This is a genomic window from Microbacterium phoenicis (assembly GCF_047302325.1).
Classification (GTDB): domain Bacteria; phylum Actinomycetota; class Actinomycetes; order Actinomycetales; family Microbacteriaceae; genus Microbacterium.
In genome coordinates, this window is the sequence record NZ_CP154849.1 from 1874330 (window position 1) to 1895759 (window position 21430).

Sequence of the window (21430 nt, forward strand, 5' to 3'; positions counted from 1 at the left end):
ATCACCGGACCTGCGTGACCTCGAACTGCATCCGCGGGTGCGCGTACGCCTCCTGCGATTCGACGAGCTGGAGCTCTCGCGTGCCCGCGTCGTAGGTGTTCTGCAGCAGGTCGAACACGCTCGAGGTGGTCTTCGCGAGCGCGTCGGCGGCATTCGCGCTCTCGCGGAAGTGCGCGGTGAACAGCGCGGCGGTGACGTCGCCGGAGCCGTTCGCCTTCATCGGGATGTGCGGCGTGCGGACGATCCACGCACCGTCGTCCGTCACGGCGAGCATCTCGATCGTCCCCTCGGGTCGGTCGGGCCGCTCGACGCTCGTCACGAGCACGGTCGACGGTCCCATCGCACGCGCGGCGTCGACGGAGGCGAGGGTCGACTCGAGGTCGGCGGGGTCGGTGCCGGTGAGGAAGCCGAGCTCGAACTGGTTGGGCGTGATCAGGTCGGCGGCCGGGACGACCCGCTCGCGGAGGAGGACCGGGATGGCGGGGGCCACGAAGCATCCGCTCTTCGCATTTCCCATGACCGGGTCGCAGGCGTAGATCGCGTTCGGATTGGCCGCTTTGACGCGCGCGACGGCGTCGAGGATGACGTCGCCGATCCCCTCGCCGCCCTGGTAGCCCGAGAGGACGGCGTCGATCTCGCCGAAGGCGGCGCGTTCTTCGATGCCGGTGATGACGTCGGCGACGTCCTGCGGGCTGATGAGCGGGCCGCGCCAGGCGCCGTAACCGGTGTGGTTCGAGAAGTTCACGGTGTAGACCGGGTAGACCTCGACGCCGATGCGCTGCAGCGGGAACACGGCGGCGGAGTTGCCGACGTGGCCGTACGCGACGGCGGACTGGATGGAGAGGATCTTCACGGGGCGGTACTCGCTTCCGGTGAGGGCGCGATCGCTCGCGCCGAGGCGGCGACGTCGGCGGCGAGCCGCGCGAGGTCGATGTCGGACAGGTCGTGGACGGTCAGGCGCAGGCGATGGCGGGCGTCGTCGTCGACGAGGACGAATTCGTCGCCGGGCCGAGCGAGCCAGCCGCGTCGCATCAGCTGCTCGGCGACCGCTCGGGCGGGAGCGGGGACCCGGACCCACAGGCTGAGGCCGTCGCCCGCCGTCGTGGGGACGCCCTGGCGGGTCAGCTCGTCGGCGAACGTCTCGTTTCGTGATCGGTAGTGCCGAGCCGCGCGTTCGACCCCGGCCATCACCTCGTCATCGGACACGAGCGTGACGGCGAGCCGCTGCAGCAGGTGGCTCACCCAGGTGGAGCCGGGGCTCAGCCGGCGTGCCAAACGGTCCGCGGTCTCGCGGTCGCTCGCGGTCACGGCGAGGCACATGTCGGGCCCGAGGAACTTCGAGACCGACCGGATCAGCGCCCACCGGCGATGGTCCGGGCCGATGATCGAGTGGTACGGCTCGCGCGAGAGCAACGAGAAGTGGTCGTCCTCGATGACCAGGACGTACGGATGCCGCTCCAGCACAGCGCGGAGCTCCGCCGCCCGCTCGGCGGTCAGGCTCACGCCGGTGGGGTTCTGCGCGCGGGGCGTGCAGACGATGGCGCGGACGCCCGCGTCGAGTGCGGCCTGGAGGCCGGCCACCGTCATCCCGTGTTCGTCGACGGGGATGGCGACGGGCCGGTACCCGCCGATCCTCACGGTGCGGAGCGCCGACAGGAAGCACGGGTCTTCGAGTCCGACGCCGTCGTCCCGGGTGAGGGCGTCGGCGAAAAGGCGCTCCAGCGCGTCCACGGCGCCGCCGGTGATCGTCAGGCGGAGATCGTCTCGACCTGGGAGGTCGTTCTCGATCCACTGGGCGGCCCACTCCTCGAGGTCGGGGTCGATGGTCGGCTCGCCGTAGAGGACGGGGCGGCCGGCGAGGCTCGACAGGGCATGGGACGGGTCGGGGATGAGAGTGGGGTCGGGGTTGCCCGTCGCGATGTCGCGGAGGACCGTGTCGGCGGCGAATCCCTCCTGGGCGGGGTCCGAGCGCGGCGCGACGCGGGTTCCGGCTCGACCGGCGGTCTCCACGGCGCCCGCAGCGGCGAGGTGGCGGTAGGCGGCGACGACGGTGTTCCGGTTGACGCCGATCGTGTCGGCGAGCGCGCGCACCGGAGGAAGCGCAGCGCCGGGGCCGAGGTCGCCGCGGTCGATGAGGGAACGGATGCTGTCGGCGATCTCCGCGGCGGTGTCGCCGCTGATCCCCAGGACATCGTTCGTCATGACCTCGAGTCTATGTCCGGGTCATGCTAAATTTTGGCCTATGCCAACGAATGTGACCGGGACGGCGCGTGTCAAGCGCGGCCTCGCCGAGATGCTCAAGGGCGGCGTCATCATGGACGTCGTCACCGCCGACCAGGCCAAGATCGCCGAGGACGCCGGTGCCGTCGCCGTCATGGCGCTCGAGCGTGTGCCCGCCGACATCCGCGCCCAGGGCGGCGTCGCGCGGATGAGCGACCCCGATCTCATCGACGACATCATCGCGTCGGTCTCGATCCCCGTGATGGCCAAGGCGCGCATCGGGCACTTCGTCGAGGCGCAGGTGCTGCAGGAGCTCGGCGTCGACTACATCGACGAGTCCGAGGTCCTCTCGCCCGCCGACTACGTGAACCACATCGACAAGTGGGGCTACACGGTGCCCTTCGTCTGCGGTGCGACGAACCTGGGTGAGGCCCTGCGGCGGATCACCGAGGGCGCGGCGATGATCCGCTCCAAGGGCGAGGCCGGCACGGGCGACGTGTCGGAGGCCATGAAGCACATCCGCAAGATCCGCGGCGAGATCGCCGCCCTGTCGGCGCTGTCGAAGGATCAGCTCTACGTCGCTGCGAAGGACCTGCAGGCGCCGTACGAGCTCGTCGCCGAGATCGCCGAGACCGGCACCCTCCCCGTCGTCCTGTTCGTGGCCGGTGGCGTCGCGACCCCCGCGGATGCGGCGATGATGATGCAACTCGGGGCCGACGGGGTGTTCGTCGGGTCCGGCATCTTCAAGAGCGGCAATCCCGCCGAGCGCGCCGCGGCGATCGTGAAGGCGACGACCTTCTTCGACGACCCGAAGGTCGTCGCGGACGTGTCGCGAGGACTCGGCGAGGCCATGGTCGGCATCAACGTGTCCGACCTCCCCGCTCCGCACCGGCTGGCGGACCGGGGCTGGTGACGCGAGCTCGCATCGGCGTCCTCGCCCTCCAGGGTGATGTCCGGGAGCACTCCAGGGCGCTCGCGGGCCTCGGCGCCGACGTCGTCCTCGTCCGACGGCCCGAGGATCTCGCGGAGGTCGCGGGCCTCGTCCTGCCCGGAGGTGAGTCGAGCGTCATCGACAAGCTGTCGCGCGCCTTCGGGATGCGCGATCCCATCCGAACGGCGATCGCTGACGGGATACCGGTCCTCGGAACCTGCGCCGGCCTCATCCTGCTCGCCGACCGACTCGAGGACGGCATCGCCGGTCAGCAGACGTTCGGCGGGCTGGACGTGACCGTGCGACGGAACGCGTTCGGATCGCAGACGGAGTCGTTCGAGACGGACCTCGACGTCCCGGCGGTGGGGGAGCCGAGCGTGCGGGCCACGTTCATCCGCGCGCCGATCGTGAGCGAGGTCGGTCCGTCAGCCGAGGTGATCGCTCGTCTTCCGGACGGCGGGGTGGTCGGAGTCCGACAGGGGCGCGTCGTGGGTCTCTCGTTCCACCCCGAGCTCGACGGGGAGACGCGCTTCCACGAACTGCTCCTGGACACCGCGCGCGACGCGTAGCGGATGAGCGCGGCCGCGGTCGTAGACTGGAAGCTGCGCTTTTTCCGAGAGGAGTCCCGTGAGCGGACATTCCAAGTGGGCCACCACGAAGCACAAGAAGGCGGTCATCGACGCGCGCCGTGCGAAGTCGTGGGCGAAGCTCATCAAGAACATCGAGGTGGCCGCCAAGCTCGGCGGCGCCGACCTGCAGGGCAACCCGACGCTGTTCGACGCCGTCCTGAAGGCTAAGAAGACGTCCGTCCCGAAGGACAACATCGATCGCGCGATCAAGCGCGGTGCGGGCATCGGCGGCGAGTCGGTCGAGTACACCTCGATCATGTACGAGGCGTACGGTCCCAACGGTGTCGCGCTCATGGTCGAGTGCCTGACCGACAACAAGAACCGCGCCGCCGCCGAGGTGCGGACGGCTCTCACCCGCAACGGCGGCACGCTCGCCGACCCGGGCTCGGTCGCGTACAACTTCGCACGCAAGGGCGTCATCGTCGTCTCAGGCGAAGGCACGACCGAGGACGACGTCATGATGGCCGCTCTCGAGGCCGGCGCCGAGGAGATCGAACCGCACTCCGAGGGCTTCGAGGTCGTCACCGAGGCATCCGATCTCGTCGCCGTCCGCTCCGCGCTCACCGATGCGGGCATCGAGTACGAGTCGGCGGACGTCGAATTCGTCCCCAACCTCAAGGTCGAGATCGACGCCGACACGGCGCGCAAGGTCTTCCGGCTCATCGACGCCCTCGAGGACAGTGAAGACGTCCAGAACGTCTACGCCAACTTCGACCTCACGGCCGAGGTGCAGGCCGAGCTCGAGGACGACGAGCAAGAGTAAGCCGCACCGGGCGCGCCGACGAGCGGATGCCGCATCCCCCGCCTAGCGTGGGGGAGTGGCATCCGCTCTTCGCGTTCTCGGCATCGACCCGGGACTGACCCGCTGCGGCGTCGGCGTCGTCGACGTCCGGCGTGATCGATCCGCGTCGCTCGTCCACGTGGGTGTCGTCCGATCCTTGCCCGAAGCGCCGATCGAACAGCGCCTCGCGACGATCGCCGCCGGCATCCGGGCGGTCCTGGCCGAGCATGGGCCCGACGTCGTCGCCGTCGAGCGCGTCTTCGCCCAGCAGAACCGGAGCACCGTCATGGGCACGGCCCAGGCGAGCGGCATCGCTCTCCTCCTCGCGGCGGAGCATGGCCTGCCCGCCGCGACGCACACTCCCTCGGAGGTGAAGGCGGCGATCACCGGGTACGGCAACGCCGAGAAGCTCCAGGTTCAGACGATGGTGGCGCGCGTCCTCCGTCTGGACGCGCTGCCGCAGCCCGCGGATGCCGCCGACGCCCTCGCGCTCGCGCTCTGCCACGCATGGCGTCGCGGCGCCTCGCCCGTCGGCGCCGACGCCGCGCTGACGCCGGCGCAACGCGCGTGGTCCGCAGCCGAGAAGGCGACGCGGCGCTGACGCGTGTCGCTCGAACATACCTCCGAATGCTCCCTTAGGCTCGACTCATGATCTCTTCGCTGCGGGGCCGCGTGCTGCACCTCGAACCGGACTCCGTCGTCATCGACGTGCACGGCGTCGGCTACTTCGTGGCGGTCACCGCGCAGCACGCGCGGCAGCTGCACCTGGGCGACGAGGTCTTCGTGCACACCGCGATGATCGTCCGTGAGGACGCCATGCTGCTCTTCGGCTTCGAAGAGCGCTCCGAGCTCGACGTCTTCGGCCAGCTCCTCAGCGTCTCGGGAGTGGGGCCGAAGTCCGCTCTCGGCGTCCTCTCATCTCTCACGGTCGACCAGATCGCCACGGCCGTCGCCGACGAGGATGATGCACCGTTCCGACGGGTGTCCGGCATCGGACCGAAGACCGCGAAGCTCATCGCTGTGCAGCTCGCGGGCAAGCTGACCCCCCCTGCCCGCACCGCCGTAGGAACGCCGATCCCGCAGGGACTCGGTGCGCAGGTGTCGGCCGCCCTCATGGCGCTCGGGTGGAACGAGCGCGTCGCCGTCGAGACGGCGGAGAGCGTGCTCGCCGACGCGCCGGCCGGTGCGACCGTGCCGGCGCTCCTGAAGCTCGCCCTGGCCCAGCTCGGTCCTGCTCGTGCGGAGCGCAGCGGTGTCTGACGCTCGCGACCAGCGTCTTCCCGAGGACGAGACCGAGCTGGCCGTCGAGGGCGCGCTCCGGCCCGGTTCGCTCGCCGAGTTCATCGGTCAGATGAAGGTCCGGGGTCAGTTGCAGCTGCTGTTGGATGCCGCCCGCATCCAGCAGCGGCCGGCCGACCACATCCTCCTGTCCGGGCCTCCCGGGCTCGGAAAGACGACGCTCGCCATGATCGTCGCGCACGAGAGCGAGCGACCCCTTCGAATGTCGAGCGGTCCGGCGATCCAGCACGCCGGCGACCTGGCTGCACTGCTGTCGAGCCTCGTCCCGGGCGAGGTGCTCTTCATCGACGAGATCCACCGGATGGCCCGTTCCGCCGAGGAGATGCTGTACCTCGCGATGGAGGACTTCCGCATCGACATCATGGTCGGCAAGGGCGCCGGTGCCACCAGCATCCCGCTCGACCTGGCGCCCTTCACGCTCGTCGGAGCGACCACGCGATCCGGTCTGCTCCCCAACCCGCTCCGCGACCGGTTCGGGTTCACCGCGCACCTCGAGTACTACGAGCCGGTAGAGCTCGAGCAGGTCATCGCCCGCTCGGCGGTCATGCTCGACGTCGACGTGCCCGCGGCATCCCGTGAGGAGATCGCCCGGCGCTCGCGCGGCACCCCCCGCATCGCGAACCGGCTGCTGCGGCGTGTGCGCGACTACGTCGTCGTGCACGGCGGATCGTCGACGCAGGCCTCGACGGCCGATGTCTCGGCTGCCCTCGACCTCTACGACGTGGACGATCTGGGGCTGGATCGGCTCGACCGCGCGGTGCTCGATGCGCTCGTGCGGCGATTCCGAGGCGGTCCCGTCGGACTCAACACCCTCGCCGTCACCGTGGGGGAGGAAGCGGACACGATCGAGTCGGTCGTCGAGCCGTACCTCGTCCGGATCGGCTTCATGGTGCGCACCCCGCGAGGCCGGGTGGCGACCCCTGAGGCCTACGCGCACCTGGGCATCCCCCGTCACGACGGGGCGCTCACCCTCGATGACCTATAATCGCTGAAGGCTCCGGCCTCCCACCCTCTTCGCCGCATCGATGCGGCGTGCCCTCCCGAAAGGCGGACCCGCGTCCATGTTGCTTCTTGCCCAGCAGAACACCCCGCAGGCCCCGACCGGAGGAAACTTCTTCACGGACTACGGCCTGCTCATCCTGCTGGCGGCGCTGCTGGTCTTCATGTTCATCAGCTCGCGTCGTCGCACGAAGAAGATGAAGGAGCAGCAGGAGCAGAAGGCTCAGCAGATGGTTCCGGGCGTGAAGGTCCTGCTCCAGGGCGGCCTCTACGGCACGATCGTCGAGTACGACCCCACCGATCTCTCCAAGCCCGCGCACGTCGAGCTCGCCCCCGGCCTGGTCGTCGAGGTCCACAGCCAGGCGATCCTGCGCATCGTCGAGGACGAGGAGCCCGTGGTCGAGGAGACCGAGCAGGTCGCCGGTGACGATGTCATCGTCTCGCGCGATGAGACGATCCTCGACTCGCGTCCTGCCGACGGCACCCCCGACGCGGACGACAAGCCCAAGGCCTGACCTTCCCGCTTCGGCGGTCCCTGACGAAAGTTCCCTCCGTGGCCTCATCCACCCCTGTCCGCCGCGCCTGGCGCGCACTCATCGGACTCCTCGCTCTGACTGCTGTCCTCTTCGGGGTGAACGCCGCGGGCGTGCACCTCTTCGAGAAGAGCTCCTGGGTTCCGGAGCTCGCGCTCGACCTGCAGGGCGGCACGCAGATCATCCTTCAGGCGCAGACGGAGGCGGGCACGCCTCCGACCCCGGAGCAGATGCAGCAGGCGGTCTCGATCATCCGTCAGCGTGTGGACGCCTCGGGTGTGGGTGAGACGGACATCACCACGCAGGCGGGAAACCAGATCGTCGTCCAGTTGCCCGGCATCGCCGACGAGGAGACCCGTGACCGCATCGGCCGCTCTGCTCAGATGCAGCTGCGCGCGGTGCTCTACACGGCGGCGCCCAGCAACACTTTCGTCGGAGACGACGGCAAGCAGACGCCGTACCCGACCCCCGGACCGTCTCTGAACGCGACGCCCACCCCGGCCCCGACCAACGGCAGCGACCTGTCGTGGGCGACGGAAGAGGTGCAGGCGCAGTTCCTGGCCTACGACTGCGCGAACCCGGCGACCGACCCGGCCCAGGAGCCGGCGAACGAGCCGCTCATCACCTGCGACACCGACGGAGCTGCGAAGTACCTGCTCGGCCCGGTGGAGCTCGATGGATCCGCGATCTCGGACGCGACCAACGGACTGAACGCGCAGAACGGCCAGTGGGCCGTGAACATCGTGTTCAACGGTGAGGGCACCAAGACCTTCGGCGACATCAGCCAGCGACTGTTCAACCTGCAGTCCCCCCAGAACCAGTTCGCTTTCGTGCTGGACGGCGAGGTCATCTCCGCGCCCTCCATGAACGCCGTGATCACCGACGGCAAGCCGCAGATCACCGGAAACTTCGACCAGGAGACGTCGAAGACCCTCGCCGACCAGCTGAAGTACGGTGCGCTGCCGCTCAGCTTCGAGGTGCAGAGCAGCAACTCCATCTCCGCGACGCTCGGATCCCAGCAGCTCCTCATCGGTCTCGTCGCCGGTCTGATCGGCCTGGCCCTCGTGGCGATCTACTCGCTGACGGTCTACCGCGCGCTCGGCTTCGTGATCATCGCGTCCCTCGCGGTCATGGGCATCCTGACCTACATCACGCTGTGCATCCTCGCGTGGCGCATGGGTTTCCGCCTGTCGCTCGCCGGTGTGGCGGGTCTCATCGTCACGATCGGCTTCACCGCGGACTCGTTCATCGTCTACTTCGAACGCATCCGAGACGAGCTCCGCGACGGCAAGTCGATCACCGGCGCCGTCGAGGACGGCTGGGCGCGCGCGAAGCGCACGATCTACATCTCCAAGTCGATCAACATCCTGGCCGCCGTCGTGCTCTACATCCTCGCCGACGCCACGGTGAAGGGCTTCGCGTTCACCCTCGGCCTCACGACCGTGATCGACATCCTGATCTTCATCCTCTTCACCCACCCCGTGCTCCAGCTCCTCGCGCGGACGCGATTCTTCGGCGGTGGACACACGCTCTCGGGCCTCGACCCGACGGCGCTCGGCGCGGTCTACCGCGGGCGTGCGCAGTTCCGGACGCCCGTGGCGGCCGGAGGTACGTCGCAAGCCGAGAAGCGGTCGTCGCGTTCTCGCAACGAGGCGGTTCGCCGCCAGACCATCGCCGAGCGCAAGCTCGCGCAGCAGAGCAGCGATACGCGCTCGGCAGGGGAGGGGGACGACTGATGCGTTCCATGAGTGACTTCGGAAACGACCTCTACACCGGGAAGGTCTCCTTCCCGTTCGTCGGACGCCGCCGGCTCTGGTTCCTCATCGCCGCGATCCTGGTGATCGGGTCCGCGCTGGTTCCCGTCTTCCGTCCCATCCAGTTCTCGATCGAGTTCACCGGCGGGTCGCAGTTCACCGTCAACGACGTCGCCAAGCCCGATCAGCTGCTCGCGACCGAGGCGGTCCAGTCCGTGGTCCCGGATGCCGCGACCCGCGTCACGACGGTCGGCGACGACAGTCTCCGCATCCAGACCGACCAGCTCGGCGAGATCGAGACGCGCGAGGTCACCGACGCGCTCGTCACGGCCTACGGCGTTTCGGACGACAGCGTCAGCTCCTCGTTCATCGGGCCCAGCTGGGGTGAGAGCGTCACGCGCCAATCGCTCTGGGGTCTGGCGATCTTCCTCGTCCTCACGTTCCTGATCCTCGCGCTCTACTTCCGCACATGGAAGATGTCGGTGGCCGCGATGATCGGACTGGTCGACGTACTCGTCGTCACCGTCGGCGTCTACGCCCTCTTCGGCTTCGAGATCTCGCCGGCGGCCGTGATCGGCTTCCTGACGATCTTGTCGTACTCGCTCTACGACACGACCGTCGTCTTCGACAAGATCCGTGAGAACACCTTCGAGGACGGCGAGAAATCCGGCCGCACCTTCGGCGAGTCGGTGAACCTTGCGGTGAACCAGACGCTCGTCCGATCGATCAACACGACGGTCGTGGCGGTGCTGCCGACAGGGGCGATCCTCTTCATCGGCGCGCTGTGGCTCGGCGCTCAGACTCTGACGGACATCTCGCTGTCGATCTTCGTCGGAACGATCGTCGCGGCGTACTCCACGCTGTTCGTCGCTGCGCCGCTCTACTCGCTTCTGCGTGAGAACGAGAGCGACCTGAAGGCTCGCGATCAGCGCGTCCTCGAGTCCCGTTCAGCCGCAGTCGCCACGGTCTGAGCGGCATGGCCCCGGGCGTAGGATTGACCTCCAGTTCCACGCGCGTACGGGCAGGCAGGAGGCGATCGCATGGCTGAAGCGGTCACTCCCACAGGGTCGGCGACGGGCGGGCAGTCCCTCCGGCGTCTCGTCCCGCGCATCTTCTCCCGTGCGCCATCTCGCGACGCCCTCGAGGAGCTCATGCGGACGGTGCGCGTGCACCACCCCAAGGGCGACATCGCGATCGTCGAGCGTGCATATCGGACCGCCGCAAAAGCTCACGCATCGCAGAAGCGGCAGAGCGGTGAGCCCTACATCACACACCCGCTCGCGGTGGCGCAGATCCTTGCGGAACTGGGCCTCGGTCCACGCGCCATCGCCGCAGCCCTCCTCCACGACACCGTGGAGGACACCGATTACTCCCTCGACCAGCTGACCGCGGACTTCGGCGACGAGGTCGCGATGCTGGTCGACGGCGTGACGAAGCTCGACAAGGTCAAGTACGGCGACGCGGCGCAGGCCGAGACCGTCCGAAAGATGATCGTCGCGATGTCGAAGGACATCCGCGTCCTCCTGATCAAGCTCGCGGACCGGTTGCACAATGCACGAACCTGGGGGTTCGTGCCGCCCGAGAAGGCCGCGAAGAAGGCTCGCGAGACGCTCGAGATCTACGCTCCCCTGGCGCATCGCCTCGGCATCCAGACCGCCAAGAGCGAACTGGAAGATCTGTCGTTCGCCGTGCTCCACCCGAAGCTCTACGCGGAGATCGACTCACTCGTCAAGCAGCGCACTCCGCAGCGCGAGCAGTACGTCCACACGGTCATCGACAACGTCGAAGCCGACCTGCGGGATCTGCGTATCCGAGGTCGCGTGATGGGACGACCCAAGCAGCTGTACTCCGTGTACCAGAAGATGGTCGTCCGAGGTCGCGAGTTCGACGACATCTACGACCTCATCGGCATCCGCGTCATGGTGAACACCGTTCGCGACTGCTACGCGGTCCTCGGAGCGATCCACGCCCGGTGGACGCCGATCCCGGGCCGGTTCAAGGACTACATCGCGACGCCGAAGTTCAATCTGTACCAGTCGCTCCACACGACGGTCATCGGTCCCGGCGGTCGCACGGTCGAGATTCAGATCCGCACCCACGAGATGCACCAGCAGGCCGAGTACGGCGTGGCCGCGCACTGGAAGTACAAGGAGCAGATCTCCGGCGGCAAGGCGGACTCCAAGGCCATCGACCAGGACATGGCGTGGTTGGCGCACATCTCGGACTGGCAGGCCGAGACCGCCGACCCGAGCGAGTTCCTCGATTCCCTCCGCTTCGAGATCGGTGCGAAGGAGGTCTACGTCTTCACCCCCAAGGGGCGCGTCGTGGGGCTCCCCGCCGGTGCGACCCCCGTCGACTTCGCGTACGCCGTGCACACCGAGATCGGCCACCGCACGATGGGCGCGAAGGTCAACGGTCGCCTGGTGCCCCTCGAATCGGAACTGCACTCCGGTGACGTCGTCGAGGTGTTCACCTCGAAGAACCCGGATGCCGGCCCCAGCCAGGACTGGCTGGCGTTCGTCAAGAGCACCCGAGCACGCAACAAGATCCGCGGATGGTTCACGAAGGAACGGCGCGACGAAGCCGTCGAGCAGGGCAAGGACGCCATCGCGCGCGCGATGCGCCGACAGAACCTGCCGCTCCAGCGTCTGATGAGCCAGGACTCCTTCACCGCGGTCGCGCACCAGCTCCGCTACGAGGACGTCACCGCCCTCTACGCCGCCGTCGGCGAGGGCCACGTGTCGACCCAGTCGGTCATCGAGAAGGTCACCGCCCTCGTCCGCACGGAGGAGGAGAACACCTCCACCGGTCCCATCGACCTTCCCGCCGTCGGCCGGTCCAAGGCGCCGCGCGGCGGAGACTCGGGCGTCCTCGTCCGGGGTGCGCCCGACATCCTCGTGAAGCTCGCCAAGTGCTGCACGCCGGTCCCGGGGGACGAGATCGTCGGTTTCGTCACGCGCGGCAGCGGCGTCTCCGTGCACCGCGCCGACTGCACGAACGCCGGCGCGCTCCGTGACCAGCCGGACCGCCTCATCGAGGTCTCATGGGCGCCGACGTCCAAGAGCGTCTTCCTCGTGCACATCCAGGTCGAAGCCCTCGACCGCTCGGGGCTGCTGAGCGACATCACGCGGGTGCTCAGCGAGCACCACGTGAACATCCTCTCGGCATCCGTCCAGACGACGAACGACCGTCTCGCGCTCAGCCGGTACGTCTTCGAGATGGGCGACACGGTTCACCTCGACCGGGTGTTGAACGCCGTCCGGCGCATCGACGCGGTCTACGACGTCTACCGGGTCACCTCTTCCTGACGCCGTCGCAGTTCGGCGGCCGCCGCGCGCTTGTGGTGGACGGGTCCCGCCTGCTCGATCCAGGTCACGGCATCGTCGAGCAGATCCGGTCGCCACGCGAGCATGTCATCGACCAGGTGGTGCGGAGAGGCACCCACGGCGGCCTCGCGGATGAGGTCCACCAGAGTGCGGACCGGGGTCGTCACGGCGACGCCGCTGATGAGGTCGACGTCACGGGCCGGAAGGGCGACGTCGCGGAACCGGATGCGAGCGTCGACCGGGAAGGCCGCACGCCGTCTGCCCGCCCGCTGCAGACTCTGGATGAGCGGCGGTTCCGGGATCGCGCCGTGCACCCAGGCGGCGCTCGCGTGCGTGACGGCGCGCTCGGGTCCGCCTACCGAGCGGAAGGATGCCGCGCGCAGCTCGCGTGTTTCGACGGCGTCCGCCGGCATGAAGGCCTCGCCGATCTCCACCAGGTCGCCGTCCAGGCGAGCCGCCGTCAGCTCCGCGGTCGACAGACGGTCATCGGCGAAGTACAGGAACGGCCACATGAGGGCAGTCTGCGCCATCCGGGAGCGCCGGGCGGGAGTCGGGATCCGGCTGTGGAGAAACGACGAGAGCGGGCCACCCGGGAGGGTGATCCGCTCTCGTCAGATCCGACGTGTCAGCCGCCGAGGGCCCGCAGCCAGCCCTTGCGGGCTTCGAGCGCGTCCTTCGCCTTCGCGATGGCGGCCTTGTCCTTCGTGGCTTCTGCGGCCGTGAGCTCGTCCTCGAGCTTCGAGATCGCATCCTGGAGCTGGCTCGTCATGTCGTTCTGACGCGCCTTCGTCTCGGGGTTGTTGCGCTTCCAGTCCTCGTCTTCACGAGACTTCAGCGCGGTCTCGACCTTGCGGAGCTGGTCGTCCAGGCCACGCTCGGTGTCGCGCGGGAAGACCCGACCGATCTCGTCCCAGCGACGCTGGATGTTCGTGAGGAGGGTGCGCGCCTTGGCGTTGTCCTTCTCCTTCGCGACGGCGGCGGCTTCGTCGAGCAGAGCGCGCTTGGCCTCGATCTTCTCCTTCGATGCTTCTACGTCCGCGTTCTCGCGTTCGATGCGCGCGCCGTAGAGGACGTCACCCGCAGCCTTGAACCGGGCCCAGAGTGCGTCGTCGGCCTTCTTACCGGCGCGGCCGGCGCTCTTCCACTGGTCGAGCAGCTCGCGGTAGGCCGAGATGCCGTCCTCGCCCCTCGGGGCCAGCGCTTCGGCACGCTCGACGAGGCGCGTCTTGGCGTCGCGGGCGCTCTTGTGCTGCTCGTCGAGGCTCGAGTAGAACTCGCGGCGGTTCTTGTCCACGATGGCGCGGGCGTCGCGGAATCGCTTCCAGAGCTGCTGGCCCACCGCCTTGGGCAGCCGGGGTCCGGTGCTCTGGTGCTCCTGCCACCGGGCGAAGAGTGCCGCCACGTCGGCGGTCGTCTGCTTCCACTGGATGGAGCGCGGGTCCTTGGCGGCGATCGCCTCGATCTCGGTGACGATGCCCTCGCGCTCGGCGACGGCGGCATCCACCGCTGCCCGCTGAGCCTGCGCCTCTTCGGCGCTCGCCTCGGACAGCGCACCCTCGAGCGACGTGACGCGGGCCTCGAGTGAGGCGAGGTCGCCGACGGCGGCAGCGCCGTCGAGACGCTCGCGGATGGTGCGGGCGGTGCTGCGCAGATCGGATGCCGACGCTCCGCCGCGCCGGTGGCGCACCTCGAGGAGGGTGACCTCAGAGGCGAGGTCGGCGAACTTGCGCTCGAAGTAGGCGAGAGCCTCTTCGGGGGTGCCGTCGGGGTACTGGCCGACGACACGCCACTGATCGCCCTCGCGGACGGAGACGGTGCCGTCGTCGTCGACGCGGCCCCACGGCTGGGTCTCGGCGGATTCGGGGGTGGCGGAACTCACGGGGGTCACCTCGTCGGCGGCATGCGCCGCATGGGGGTCGGATTAGTGACTCAGCCTAGTACGCGGCGGTCACGGAGTCGGAGTGGGAGTCGGGGATTCAGACGGCTCGGGGGAGGGAGTGGGGGTCGCACCCGGGGTCTGCGACGGAGACGGAGACGGAGCGGGTTCCGGAGTGCCGGGCCCGAGCGTGTAATAGGCGACCTGCCCCCCGAGGATCGCGAGCAGAAGAGCGCCGCCAGCGACGCCGGCGATCACGTTGTCGCGGCGGCGTCGCTGTATGACGGAGGCGTGGAAGCGTCGTCGCGCTTCGTAGAGACGTGCACGCTCGCGCTCCTGTGCGCTCGAGCGACCCTTGTCCTTGCCCGCTGCCACGGCGTTCCTCCCGTCGAGGCTGAGCGAGAGCGCAGCCTCCTGCAGATTATTCGGCCCCGCGCCCGGGGCAAAACCCGGCGGCACCACTCGGAACCGCGATGTCGGTGGGGGCGATTAGCCTGGAGGGATGGCACAGAGTGATGCGCTTTTCCGCGGAGCGACGCCTCTGGCCGTGAGGATGCGCCCGGCATCCCTCGATGAGGTCGCCGGCCAGACCCACTTGTTGCGACCGGGGTCCCCGCTCGTCGCCCTCGCCGACCCCGGGCGTGCGACGACCGGCGCGGTGTCGGTGATCCTCTGGGGGCCGCCGGGGACAGGAAAGACGACGCTGGCGCAGGCGATCGCGAGGACCTCAGGACGTCGCTTCGTGGAGCTCTCCGCCGTCACCGCCGGTGTCAAGGACGTCCGCGAGGTCATGCAGGAGGCGATGACGCAGCGCGACCTGTACGGCGCCTCCACGATCCTCTTCCTCGATGAGATCCACCGCTTCACGAAGGCGCAGCAAGACGCGCTCCTCCCGGGCGTCGAGAACGGATGGGTCATCCTCATCGCCGCGACGACCGAGAATCCCTCCTTCTCGGTGATCTCGCCCCTGCTGTCGCGCTCCCTGCTGCTCACTTTGCAGCCCCTCACCGACGCGGATCTCGGGATGCTCGTCGATCGCGCCGTCACCGACGCCCGCGGTCTCGCCGGCGCCGTCACCCTCTCGGATGAGGCGCGGGCCGCCCTCGTCCACCTCGCTTCCGGGGATGCGCGTCGGGCGCTGACCTCGCTCGAGGCCGCGGCGTCTATGGCCGAGCCGGTCGAGTCGTCCGGTGAGGAGAGCGAGGATGCCGAGGCGGAGCCGCCCGTCATCACGGCCGAGCACGTCGCACAGGCCGTCGATCGCGCCCTGCTGCGGTACGACCGGCAGGGCGACGAGCACTACGACGTCATCAGCGCCTTCATCAAGTCGATCCGAGGATCCGACCCGGATGCCGCGATGCACTACCTCGCCCGAATGATCGAAGCCGGCGAGGATCCACGGTTCATCGCCCGGCGGCTCGTGATCTCCGCGGCGGAGGACATCGGCTTGGCGGACCCTCAAGCCCTCCAGATCGCCGTCGCCGCGGCGGATGCCGTTGCCTTCATCGGGATGCCGGAGGGGCGCATCCCCCTCGCGGAGGCCACCGCCTATCTCGCGACCACAGCGAAGTCGAACGCCGCCTACAACGCCATAAATGCGGCGATCGCCGACGTCCGGGCGGGCGGATTCGGGCGGGTGCCGATCCACCTGAGGGACGCGCACTACGCCGGCGCGAAGCGCCTGGGTCACGGCAAGGGGTACGTGTATCCGCACGATCTCGAGGTCGGCGTCGCGACGCAGCAGTACCTGCCCGACGAACTCCGGGGGCGCCGCTACTACGATCCGACGGCTCGGGGAGTCGAACGCGACATCTCTGCGCGGCTGGAGAAGATCCGGAAGATCCTCGGTGACTGACGCGCCGGGTGAGAGCGACAGCCGCATCGACGACGTGTGGGCGGCCGCCGATGAAGAGAAACCCGACGCCCTCCGGGCCCCGATGAGCGAGGCGCTCATCGGGCGACCCGAGGACGATCCCAGGGCCCTGTTCGAACGCGCGTCGGTCGAGGACTTCCTCGGCGAAGAAGCTGCGGCCATTCCTCTGTACCGCGCGGCGCTCGCTGCGCGTCTGGACGCGCCATTCGAGACTCAGGCGCGGATCCAACTTGCGAGCTCCCTGCGGAACGTGGGGGACGCCTCGGGCGCGATCGCCGTCCTGAAGGACGTCCCGCCGACCGACCCGTTGGCGGGCGCGGCGGCGGGATTCCGAGCGCTGGCCCTGTACGACGATGACAAGGCCGTCCGCGCGCTCCGCACCGCCCTCCGAGCTCTCGCGGACGAGATACCTCTCTACGGCCGCGCGCTACGAGCGTATGCAGCGGAGGTCCGATCGCGCCCCCGCATCCGCGTCATCGCGGTCGCCGTCGTCGTCAGGGACGGATACGTCCTCGGGGAGCTGTACCCGGCGACGACGGAGCGACCGGCCTTCCTGCGGGCTCCGGGCGGCGGCGTGGAGCCGGGAGAGGGGGCCGACGCCGCGGTACGCCGGGAGCTCGCGGAGGAACTCGGGGCGAGCGTCACGGAATCACGGCTGCTCGGGGTCATCGAGAACATCTTCGACAACGAGGGCCGCCCCGGGCACGAGATCGCCTACGTCTTCGCGGTGCGCAGCCCGGAGCTCGAGGGCCTGGGCGTCGACGAGCGGATCCAGGTGCTCGACGGCGACACGTCGGTCGGCTGGTACCGACTCGATCGCCTCGATCCGGATGCGTTCCCCTTCTATCCGCCGGGCGCGGTGGATCTGGCCCGCGGCCAGGGCTGAACCTCCCCGTCTGTTAGGCTTAATCGGCTCGAAACCGTGTTTTCGGGCATCCTCTTCTCTCTTTCCCACCTTTCGGCGTGCCCCGGCGTGCAGTCCGCAAGGGCGAGAGAAGGCGATACGCCCGTGAGCCGTGAAAGACATGGCCACGTCATGGAAGGAAGATTTCGTGGCAACGAAGTCCCAGGACCGCCGCAAGGTGCGCCTCTCGCGCGCCCTCGGCGTCGCACTGACCCCCAAGGCCGCCCGCTACCTCGAGAAGCGTCCCTACGCTCCCGGTGAGCACGGCCGCACCAAGCGCAAGCAGGACAGCGACTACGCCGTCCGTCTTCGCGAGAAGCAGCGTCTGCGCGAGCAGTACGGCATCCGCGAGAAGCAGATGCGCAACACCTTCAACGAGGCCCGCCGCACGGAGGGTCTGACCGGTGAGAACCTCGTCGAGCTCCTCGAGATGCGTCTCGACTCGCTCGTGCTCCGTTCGGGCTTCGCCCGCACGACGGCACAGGCGCGTCAGCTCGTCGTGCACCGTCACATCCTCGTCGACGGCCAGCTCGTCGACCGCCCGTCCTTCCGCGTGAAGCCGGGCCAGACGATCCACGTCAAGGCCAAGAGCGAGGCTCTCGAGCCGTTCCAGGTCGCAGCCGCCGGTGGTCACGCCGAGGTCCTGCCCCCGGTTCCCGGCTACCTGTCGGTCGAGCTCGACAAGCTCCAGGCCCGTCTCGAGCGTCGCCCCAAGCGCGCCGAGGTCCCGGTGACCTGTGAAGTCCAGCTCGTCGTCGAGTACTACGCCGCGCGCTAAGCGAGTCGTAGCCGCTCAGCGGTTCGAAGGGGCGTCGGGTTCACCCGGCGCCCCTTCTGCTTTGCACCTAACATGGACCCCATGAAGAAAGTCCTCTGGTTCCTGATGGGCATCGTCGCGGGCTTCGTCGCTGCGCACCTGGTGAACAAGGATCCGCGAGGCCAGGAGCTCCTCTCCGAGGTCGACCTCCGCATCTCCGAGTTCACCGACCGGATGGGCGAGGCCTACCGGACGCAGGAGGCGAAGATCGAGGGCATCGTCACTGAGGTGAAGGATGCCGCGCAGGACGCCCTGTCGAAGGATGCCGCGTCCGCCCCGCGGGGCGACTGACCCACTTCCCCATCTCCCGGTCGCGGCCCCTGGGACGCGACCGATCCCGCATGCAGTTTGAGGACACACGATGAAGACCGCTGAGATCGCCCGGCGCTACCTGGATTACTTCGAGAAGCGCGGGCACACGATCGTGCCCTCGGCATCCCTCGTCAGTGATGACCCGGCGCTGCTGTTCACGGTCGCCGGCATGGTCCCCTTCATCCCGTACCTCTCGGGCGACGTCCCCGCGCCCTACAAGCGCGCGGCGGACAACCAGAAGTGCATCCGGACGAACGACATCGAAGAGGTCGGCAAGACCCCGCGTCACGGCACGTTCTTCCAGATGCTGGGCAACTGGTCGTTCGGCGACTACTTCAAGAAGGACGCGATCCGGTACGCGTGGGAGCTCCTCACCACCGCCGACGAAGACGGCGGACTCGGATTCGATCCGAAGGATCTCTGGGTCACCGTCTACGAGGAGGACGACGAGGCGATCCAGCTCTGGCTCGAGCACTCGACCCTGCCCGAGGAGCGTATCCAGCGCTTGGGCAAGGACACCAACTACTGGACCACGGGGCTTCCCGGCCCCGCCGGCCCGTGCTCCGAGATCTTCTTCGATCGCGGCCCCGAATACGGCGTCGACGGCGGGCCCGCCACGGACGACGACCGCTATGTCGAGATCTGGAACCTCGTGTTCATGCAGTACGAGATCACGAATGTGCGCTCGAAGTACGAGTTCGACATCGTGGGCGACCTCCCTGCACAGAACATCGACACCGGCATGGGCCTCGAGCGCGTCGCGTTCATCAAGCAGGGCGTCGACAACATGTACGAGACGGACCAGGTCCGTCCCGTCCTCGACAAGGCCGTGGAGCTCTCGGGCAAGCGGTACGGCGAGAACCACGACGACGACGTCCGCTTCCGCGTGGTGGCCGACCACATCCGCTCGTCGCTGATGTTGCTCTCGGACGGTGTGACGCCGGCGAACGACGGTCGCGGCTACATCCTGCGCCGCCTCATGCGCCGCGCGATCCGCTCGATGCGGCTGCTCGGTGTGGAAGGACCCACCTTCGCGGAGCTCTTCGCGGTCTCGCGCGACGCGATGAAGGAGTCCTACCCGGTCGTCGAGACCGACTACGCACGGCTGTCGCAGTACGCGCTGGCCGAGGAGGCGACCTTCCTGCGCACCCTCGCGAGCGGATCGGAGATCCTCGACACGTCGATCGAGTCCGCCAAGTCCACGCAGGCGACCTCGCTGAGCGGGTCGCAGGCGTTCCTGCTGCACGACACCTACGGCTTCCCGATCGACCTCACGCTCGAGATCGCCGAAGAGGCCGGTCTCTCGGTCGACCGCGCCGGTTTCGACACCCTCATGAAGGAGCAGCGCGACCGCGCCAAGGCCGACGCCCGCTCCCGCAAGCGCCAGCTCGCCGACACGAGCGTCTACCGCGACTTCCGCGCGCTGGGTGAGACGGTCTTCACGGGATACACCGATCTCGAGACCGAGTCCCGCATCCTCGGCATCCTCGTCGACGGCGCTCCGGCTGACCGGGCGTCGCAGGGGCAGATCGCGGAGGTCATCACCGCCGAGACCGCACTGTACGCCGAGTCCGGCGGTCAGGTCGCCGACAAGGGCGTCATCGTCGGGCCCGGCTACGAGCTCGAGGTCCTCGACGTGCAGAAGCCCGTCCCCGGCCTCATCAGCCACACGGTCGAGGTGACCACGGGCGAGGTCGCCGTCGGTCACGCCGCGACGACGGTGGTGGATGCCGCCAACCGCCGCGCGGCCGCGCAGGCCCACTCCGCGACCCACCTCGTGCACGCGGCTCTCCGCGACACGCTCGGCAAGAGCGCGACGCAGGCGGGCTCCCTCAACCGTGCGGGATACCTCCGGTTCGACTTCTCGTGGGGTCAGGCGCTCTCGCCCGAGACCCGCAGCGAGATCGAGGAGATCGCCAACAACGCCGTCTGCGACGACCTCGAAGTCACGACGCGGGTCATGTCGCTCGACGAGGCGAAGGCGGCGGGCGCGATGGCGCTGTTCGGCGAGAAGTACGGCGACACCGTGCGGATGGTCGACATCGGCGGCCCGTGGTCGCGCGAGCTGTGCGCCGGCACCCACGTGTCCTCGAGCGCGCAGGTCGGGCTCATCAACCTCGTGGGGGAGTCGTCGGTCGGCGCCTCCAACCGCCGCGTCGAGGCCCTCGTCGGTCAGGACGCCTTCCGTGAGCTCGCTGCCGAGCGCGCCATCGTGTCGCAGCTCACGTCGGGATTGAAGATCCCGCGCGACCAGCTGCCCGCGCGTATCGCGGAGCTGCAGGCGAGCCTCAAGGCGGCCGAGAAGAAGATCGCTCAGTTCGAGGCGAAGGCCCTCGGCGAGCGGGTGCCGACTCTTGCGGCATCCGCCGTCTCGGCCGGCTCCTACCGCGTGGTGGCGCAGTCGATCGGCTCGGTCGCCTCCGCCGACGACCTGCGGACGCTCGCCCTGCAGGTGCGCGAGCGCCTCGGTTCCGACGCCGGTGTCGTCGCCCTCGCGGGTGAGGCCGGTGGGCGTCCGATCGTCATCGTCGCAACCACCGAAGCCGCGCGCGCCGCGGGAGCCAAGGCGGGACTCCTCGCGAAGACCGCTGCCGGAGTGCTCGGTGGCGGTGGCGGTGGCCGTGATGACGTGGCACAGGGAGGCGGGACGGATGCCTCGGCTCTGCCGGCTGCGCTGACCGGAATCGTCGCGGCACTGGAGGGTGCGACCGCGTGAGCGGTTTCCGTCGCGGGGTCCGTCTCGGCATCGACGTCGGGCGAGCCCGCGTCGGGGTCGCCCGGTGCGATCCGGACGGGATGCTCGCCGTCCCCGTCGAGACCGTTCCCCGCTCCGAGACCTCGGTCGCGCGCATCGTCGAGATCGCGCGCGAGTACGACCCGATTGCGATCCTCGTCGGTCTTCCGATCAGCCTGGGGGGATCCGAGACCGCGTCGACGACCGATGCGCGCGAGTTCGCCACTGAGCTCTCGGCCGCCGTCGACGTGCCCATCCGACTGGTGGACGAGCGGCTGAGCACGGTGTCGGCGAACGCCGTCCTACGTCAGAACGGGCGTTCGCAGAAGTCGTCTCGTAGGATCGTTGACCAGATCGCCGCGGTCGTTCTCCTCCAGCAGGCGATCGATGTCGAGAAGAGCACCGGCAACCCGGCCGGTGCGGCGCTGTAGAAGACGCAGGA

21 protein-coding genes are annotated in these 21430 nt (G+C 68.9%); 16 read left to right on the forward strand and 5 right to left on the reverse strand.

Going from position 1 to position 21430, the window contains the following annotated elements; genetic code table 11:
- Position 1: 1 nt before the first annotated feature.
- The gene (pdxY, locus tag ABCU91_RS09190; protein WP_413353470.1) at positions 2-853 is read right to left on the reverse strand and encodes a pyridoxal kinase PdxY; all 852 of its coding nucleotides are present in this window, start codon (positions 851-853) and stop codon (positions 2-4) included.
- Complete coding sequence (locus ABCU91_RS09195; protein ID WP_413353471.1) at positions 850-2202, reverse strand: aminotransferase class I/II-fold pyridoxal phosphate-dependent enzyme; 1353 nt, start codon at positions 2200-2202, stop codon at positions 850-852. The genes pdxY and ABCU91_RS09195 overlap by 4 nt, the downstream gene beginning before the upstream one ends.
- A gap of 40 nt (positions 2203-2242) precedes the next feature.
- Here ABCU91_RS09195 and pdxS point away from each other — a divergent pair, with 40 nt between their 5' ends.
- From pdxS to ABCU91_RS09245, 10 genes are all read left to right on the forward strand, one after another.
- Entirely contained in the window at positions 2243-3133 is an 891-nt protein-coding gene (pdxS, locus tag ABCU91_RS09200) for a pyridoxal 5'-phosphate synthase lyase subunit PdxS (RefSeq protein ID WP_406924285.1), read from the forward strand.
- Positions 3130-3720, forward strand: a complete 591-nt coding sequence (gene pdxT, locus ABCU91_RS09205; protein WP_413353472.1) for a pyridoxal 5'-phosphate synthase glutaminase subunit PdxT — start codon at positions 3130-3132, stop codon at positions 3718-3720. Before pdxS ends, pdxT begins: the two co-directional genes overlap by 4 nt.
- Positions 3721-3778: 58 nt before the next feature.
- Complete coding sequence (locus tag ABCU91_RS09210) at positions 3779-4543, forward strand: YebC/PmpR family DNA-binding transcriptional regulator (RefSeq protein WP_406924283.1); 765 nt, start codon at positions 3779-3781, stop codon at positions 4541-4543.
- A 55-nt stretch (positions 4544-4598) separates the two neighbouring features.
- A complete protein-coding gene (gene ruvC, locus ABCU91_RS09215) occupies positions 4599-5162 on the forward strand; it encodes a crossover junction endodeoxyribonuclease RuvC (RefSeq protein WP_413353473.1) in 564 nt (187 codons plus the stop codon).
- A gap of 47 nt (positions 5163-5209) precedes the next feature.
- On the forward strand, positions 5210-5821 hold the full coding sequence (ruvA, locus tag ABCU91_RS09220; RefSeq protein WP_413353474.1) for a Holliday junction branch migration protein RuvA: 612 nt from the start codon (positions 5210-5212) through the stop codon (positions 5819-5821).
- Positions 5814-6845, forward strand: a complete 1032-nt coding sequence (gene ruvB, locus ABCU91_RS09225) for a Holliday junction branch migration DNA helicase RuvB (protein WP_413353475.1) — start codon at positions 5814-5816, stop codon at positions 6843-6845. Before ruvA ends, ruvB begins: the two co-directional genes overlap by 8 nt.
- Before the next feature lie 76 nt (positions 6846-6921).
- Positions 6922-7374 carry a preprotein translocase subunit YajC gene (locus tag ABCU91_RS09230; protein WP_413353476.1) on the forward strand — a complete coding sequence of 151 codons (453 nt, stop codon included), beginning with the start codon at positions 6922-6924 and terminating at the stop codon, positions 7372-7374.
- Between the two features lie 38 nt (positions 7375-7412).
- A complete protein-coding gene (gene secD, locus ABCU91_RS09235; RefSeq protein WP_406924278.1) occupies positions 7413-9128 on the forward strand; it encodes a protein translocase subunit SecD in 1716 nt (571 codons plus the stop codon).
- Positions 9128-10117: a protein translocase subunit SecF gene (secF, locus tag ABCU91_RS09240; RefSeq protein ID WP_406924277.1), complete on the forward strand. Its 990-nt coding sequence runs from the start codon at positions 9128-9130 to the stop codon at positions 10115-10117. Before secD ends, secF begins: the two co-directional genes overlap by 1 nt.
- 69 nt (positions 10118-10186) lie before the next feature.
- The gene (locus tag ABCU91_RS09245) at positions 10187-12454 is read left to right on the forward strand and encodes a RelA/SpoT family protein (RefSeq protein ID WP_091353502.1); all 2268 of its coding nucleotides are present in this window, start codon (positions 10187-10189) and stop codon (positions 12452-12454) included.
- Here ABCU91_RS09245 and ABCU91_RS09250 read toward each other — a convergent pair.
- The 3 genes from ABCU91_RS09250 to ABCU91_RS09260 form a co-directional block, all read right to left on the reverse strand.
- The gene (locus tag ABCU91_RS09250; RefSeq protein ID WP_413353477.1) at positions 12433-12984 is read right to left on the reverse strand and encodes an SAM-dependent methyltransferase; all 552 of its coding nucleotides are present in this window, start codon (positions 12982-12984) and stop codon (positions 12433-12435) included. The genes ABCU91_RS09245 and ABCU91_RS09250 overlap by 22 nt on opposite strands.
- A gap of 113 nt (positions 12985-13097) precedes the next feature.
- Complete coding sequence (locus ABCU91_RS09255) at positions 13098-14360, reverse strand: DUF349 domain-containing protein (protein ID WP_406924275.1); 1263 nt, start codon at positions 14358-14360, stop codon at positions 13098-13100.
- 60 nt (positions 14361-14420) lie between these two features.
- Positions 14421-14723 (reverse strand): dioxygenase, encoded by a 303-nt coding sequence (locus ABCU91_RS09260; protein WP_413353478.1) that lies wholly within the window; start codon positions 14721-14723, stop codon positions 14421-14423.
- A 127-nt stretch (positions 14724-14850) separates the two neighbouring features.
- Between ABCU91_RS09260 and ABCU91_RS09265 the strand changes: the two genes are divergently transcribed.
- The 6 genes from ABCU91_RS09265 to ruvX all read left to right on the forward strand — a co-directional run bounded on the left by ABCU91_RS09265 (position 14851) and on the right by ruvX (position 21419).
- Positions 14851-16203 (forward strand): replication-associated recombination protein A, encoded by a 1353-nt coding sequence (locus ABCU91_RS09265; RefSeq protein ID WP_406924273.1) that lies wholly within the window; start codon positions 14851-14853, stop codon positions 16201-16203.
- Positions 16196-17107, forward strand: coding sequence for a tetratricopeptide repeat protein (locus ABCU91_RS09270; protein WP_413353479.1), 912 nt, complete (start codon positions 16196-16198; stop codon positions 17105-17107). The genes ABCU91_RS09265 and ABCU91_RS09270 overlap by 8 nt, the downstream gene beginning before the upstream one ends.
- A gap of 139 nt (positions 17108-17246) precedes the next feature.
- Positions 17247-17903, forward strand: coding sequence for a 30S ribosomal protein S4 (gene rpsD, locus ABCU91_RS09275; RefSeq protein ID WP_018186731.1), 657 nt, complete (start codon positions 17247-17249; stop codon positions 17901-17903).
- An 81-nt stretch (positions 17904-17984) separates the two neighbouring features.
- Entirely contained in the window at positions 17985-18233 is a 249-nt protein-coding gene (locus ABCU91_RS09280; RefSeq protein ID WP_413353480.1) for an ATPase, read from the forward strand.
- A gap of 70 nt (positions 18234-18303) precedes the next feature.
- Positions 18304-20970, forward strand: a complete 2667-nt coding sequence (alaS, locus tag ABCU91_RS09285) for an alanine--tRNA ligase (RefSeq protein WP_413353481.1) — start codon at positions 18304-18306, stop codon at positions 20968-20970.
- On the forward strand, positions 20967-21419 hold the full coding sequence (ruvX, locus tag ABCU91_RS09290; protein WP_406924269.1) for a Holliday junction resolvase RuvX: 453 nt from the start codon (positions 20967-20969) through the stop codon (positions 21417-21419). The genes alaS and ruvX overlap by 4 nt, the downstream gene beginning before the upstream one ends.
- Positions 21420-21430 lie beyond the last annotated feature (11 nt).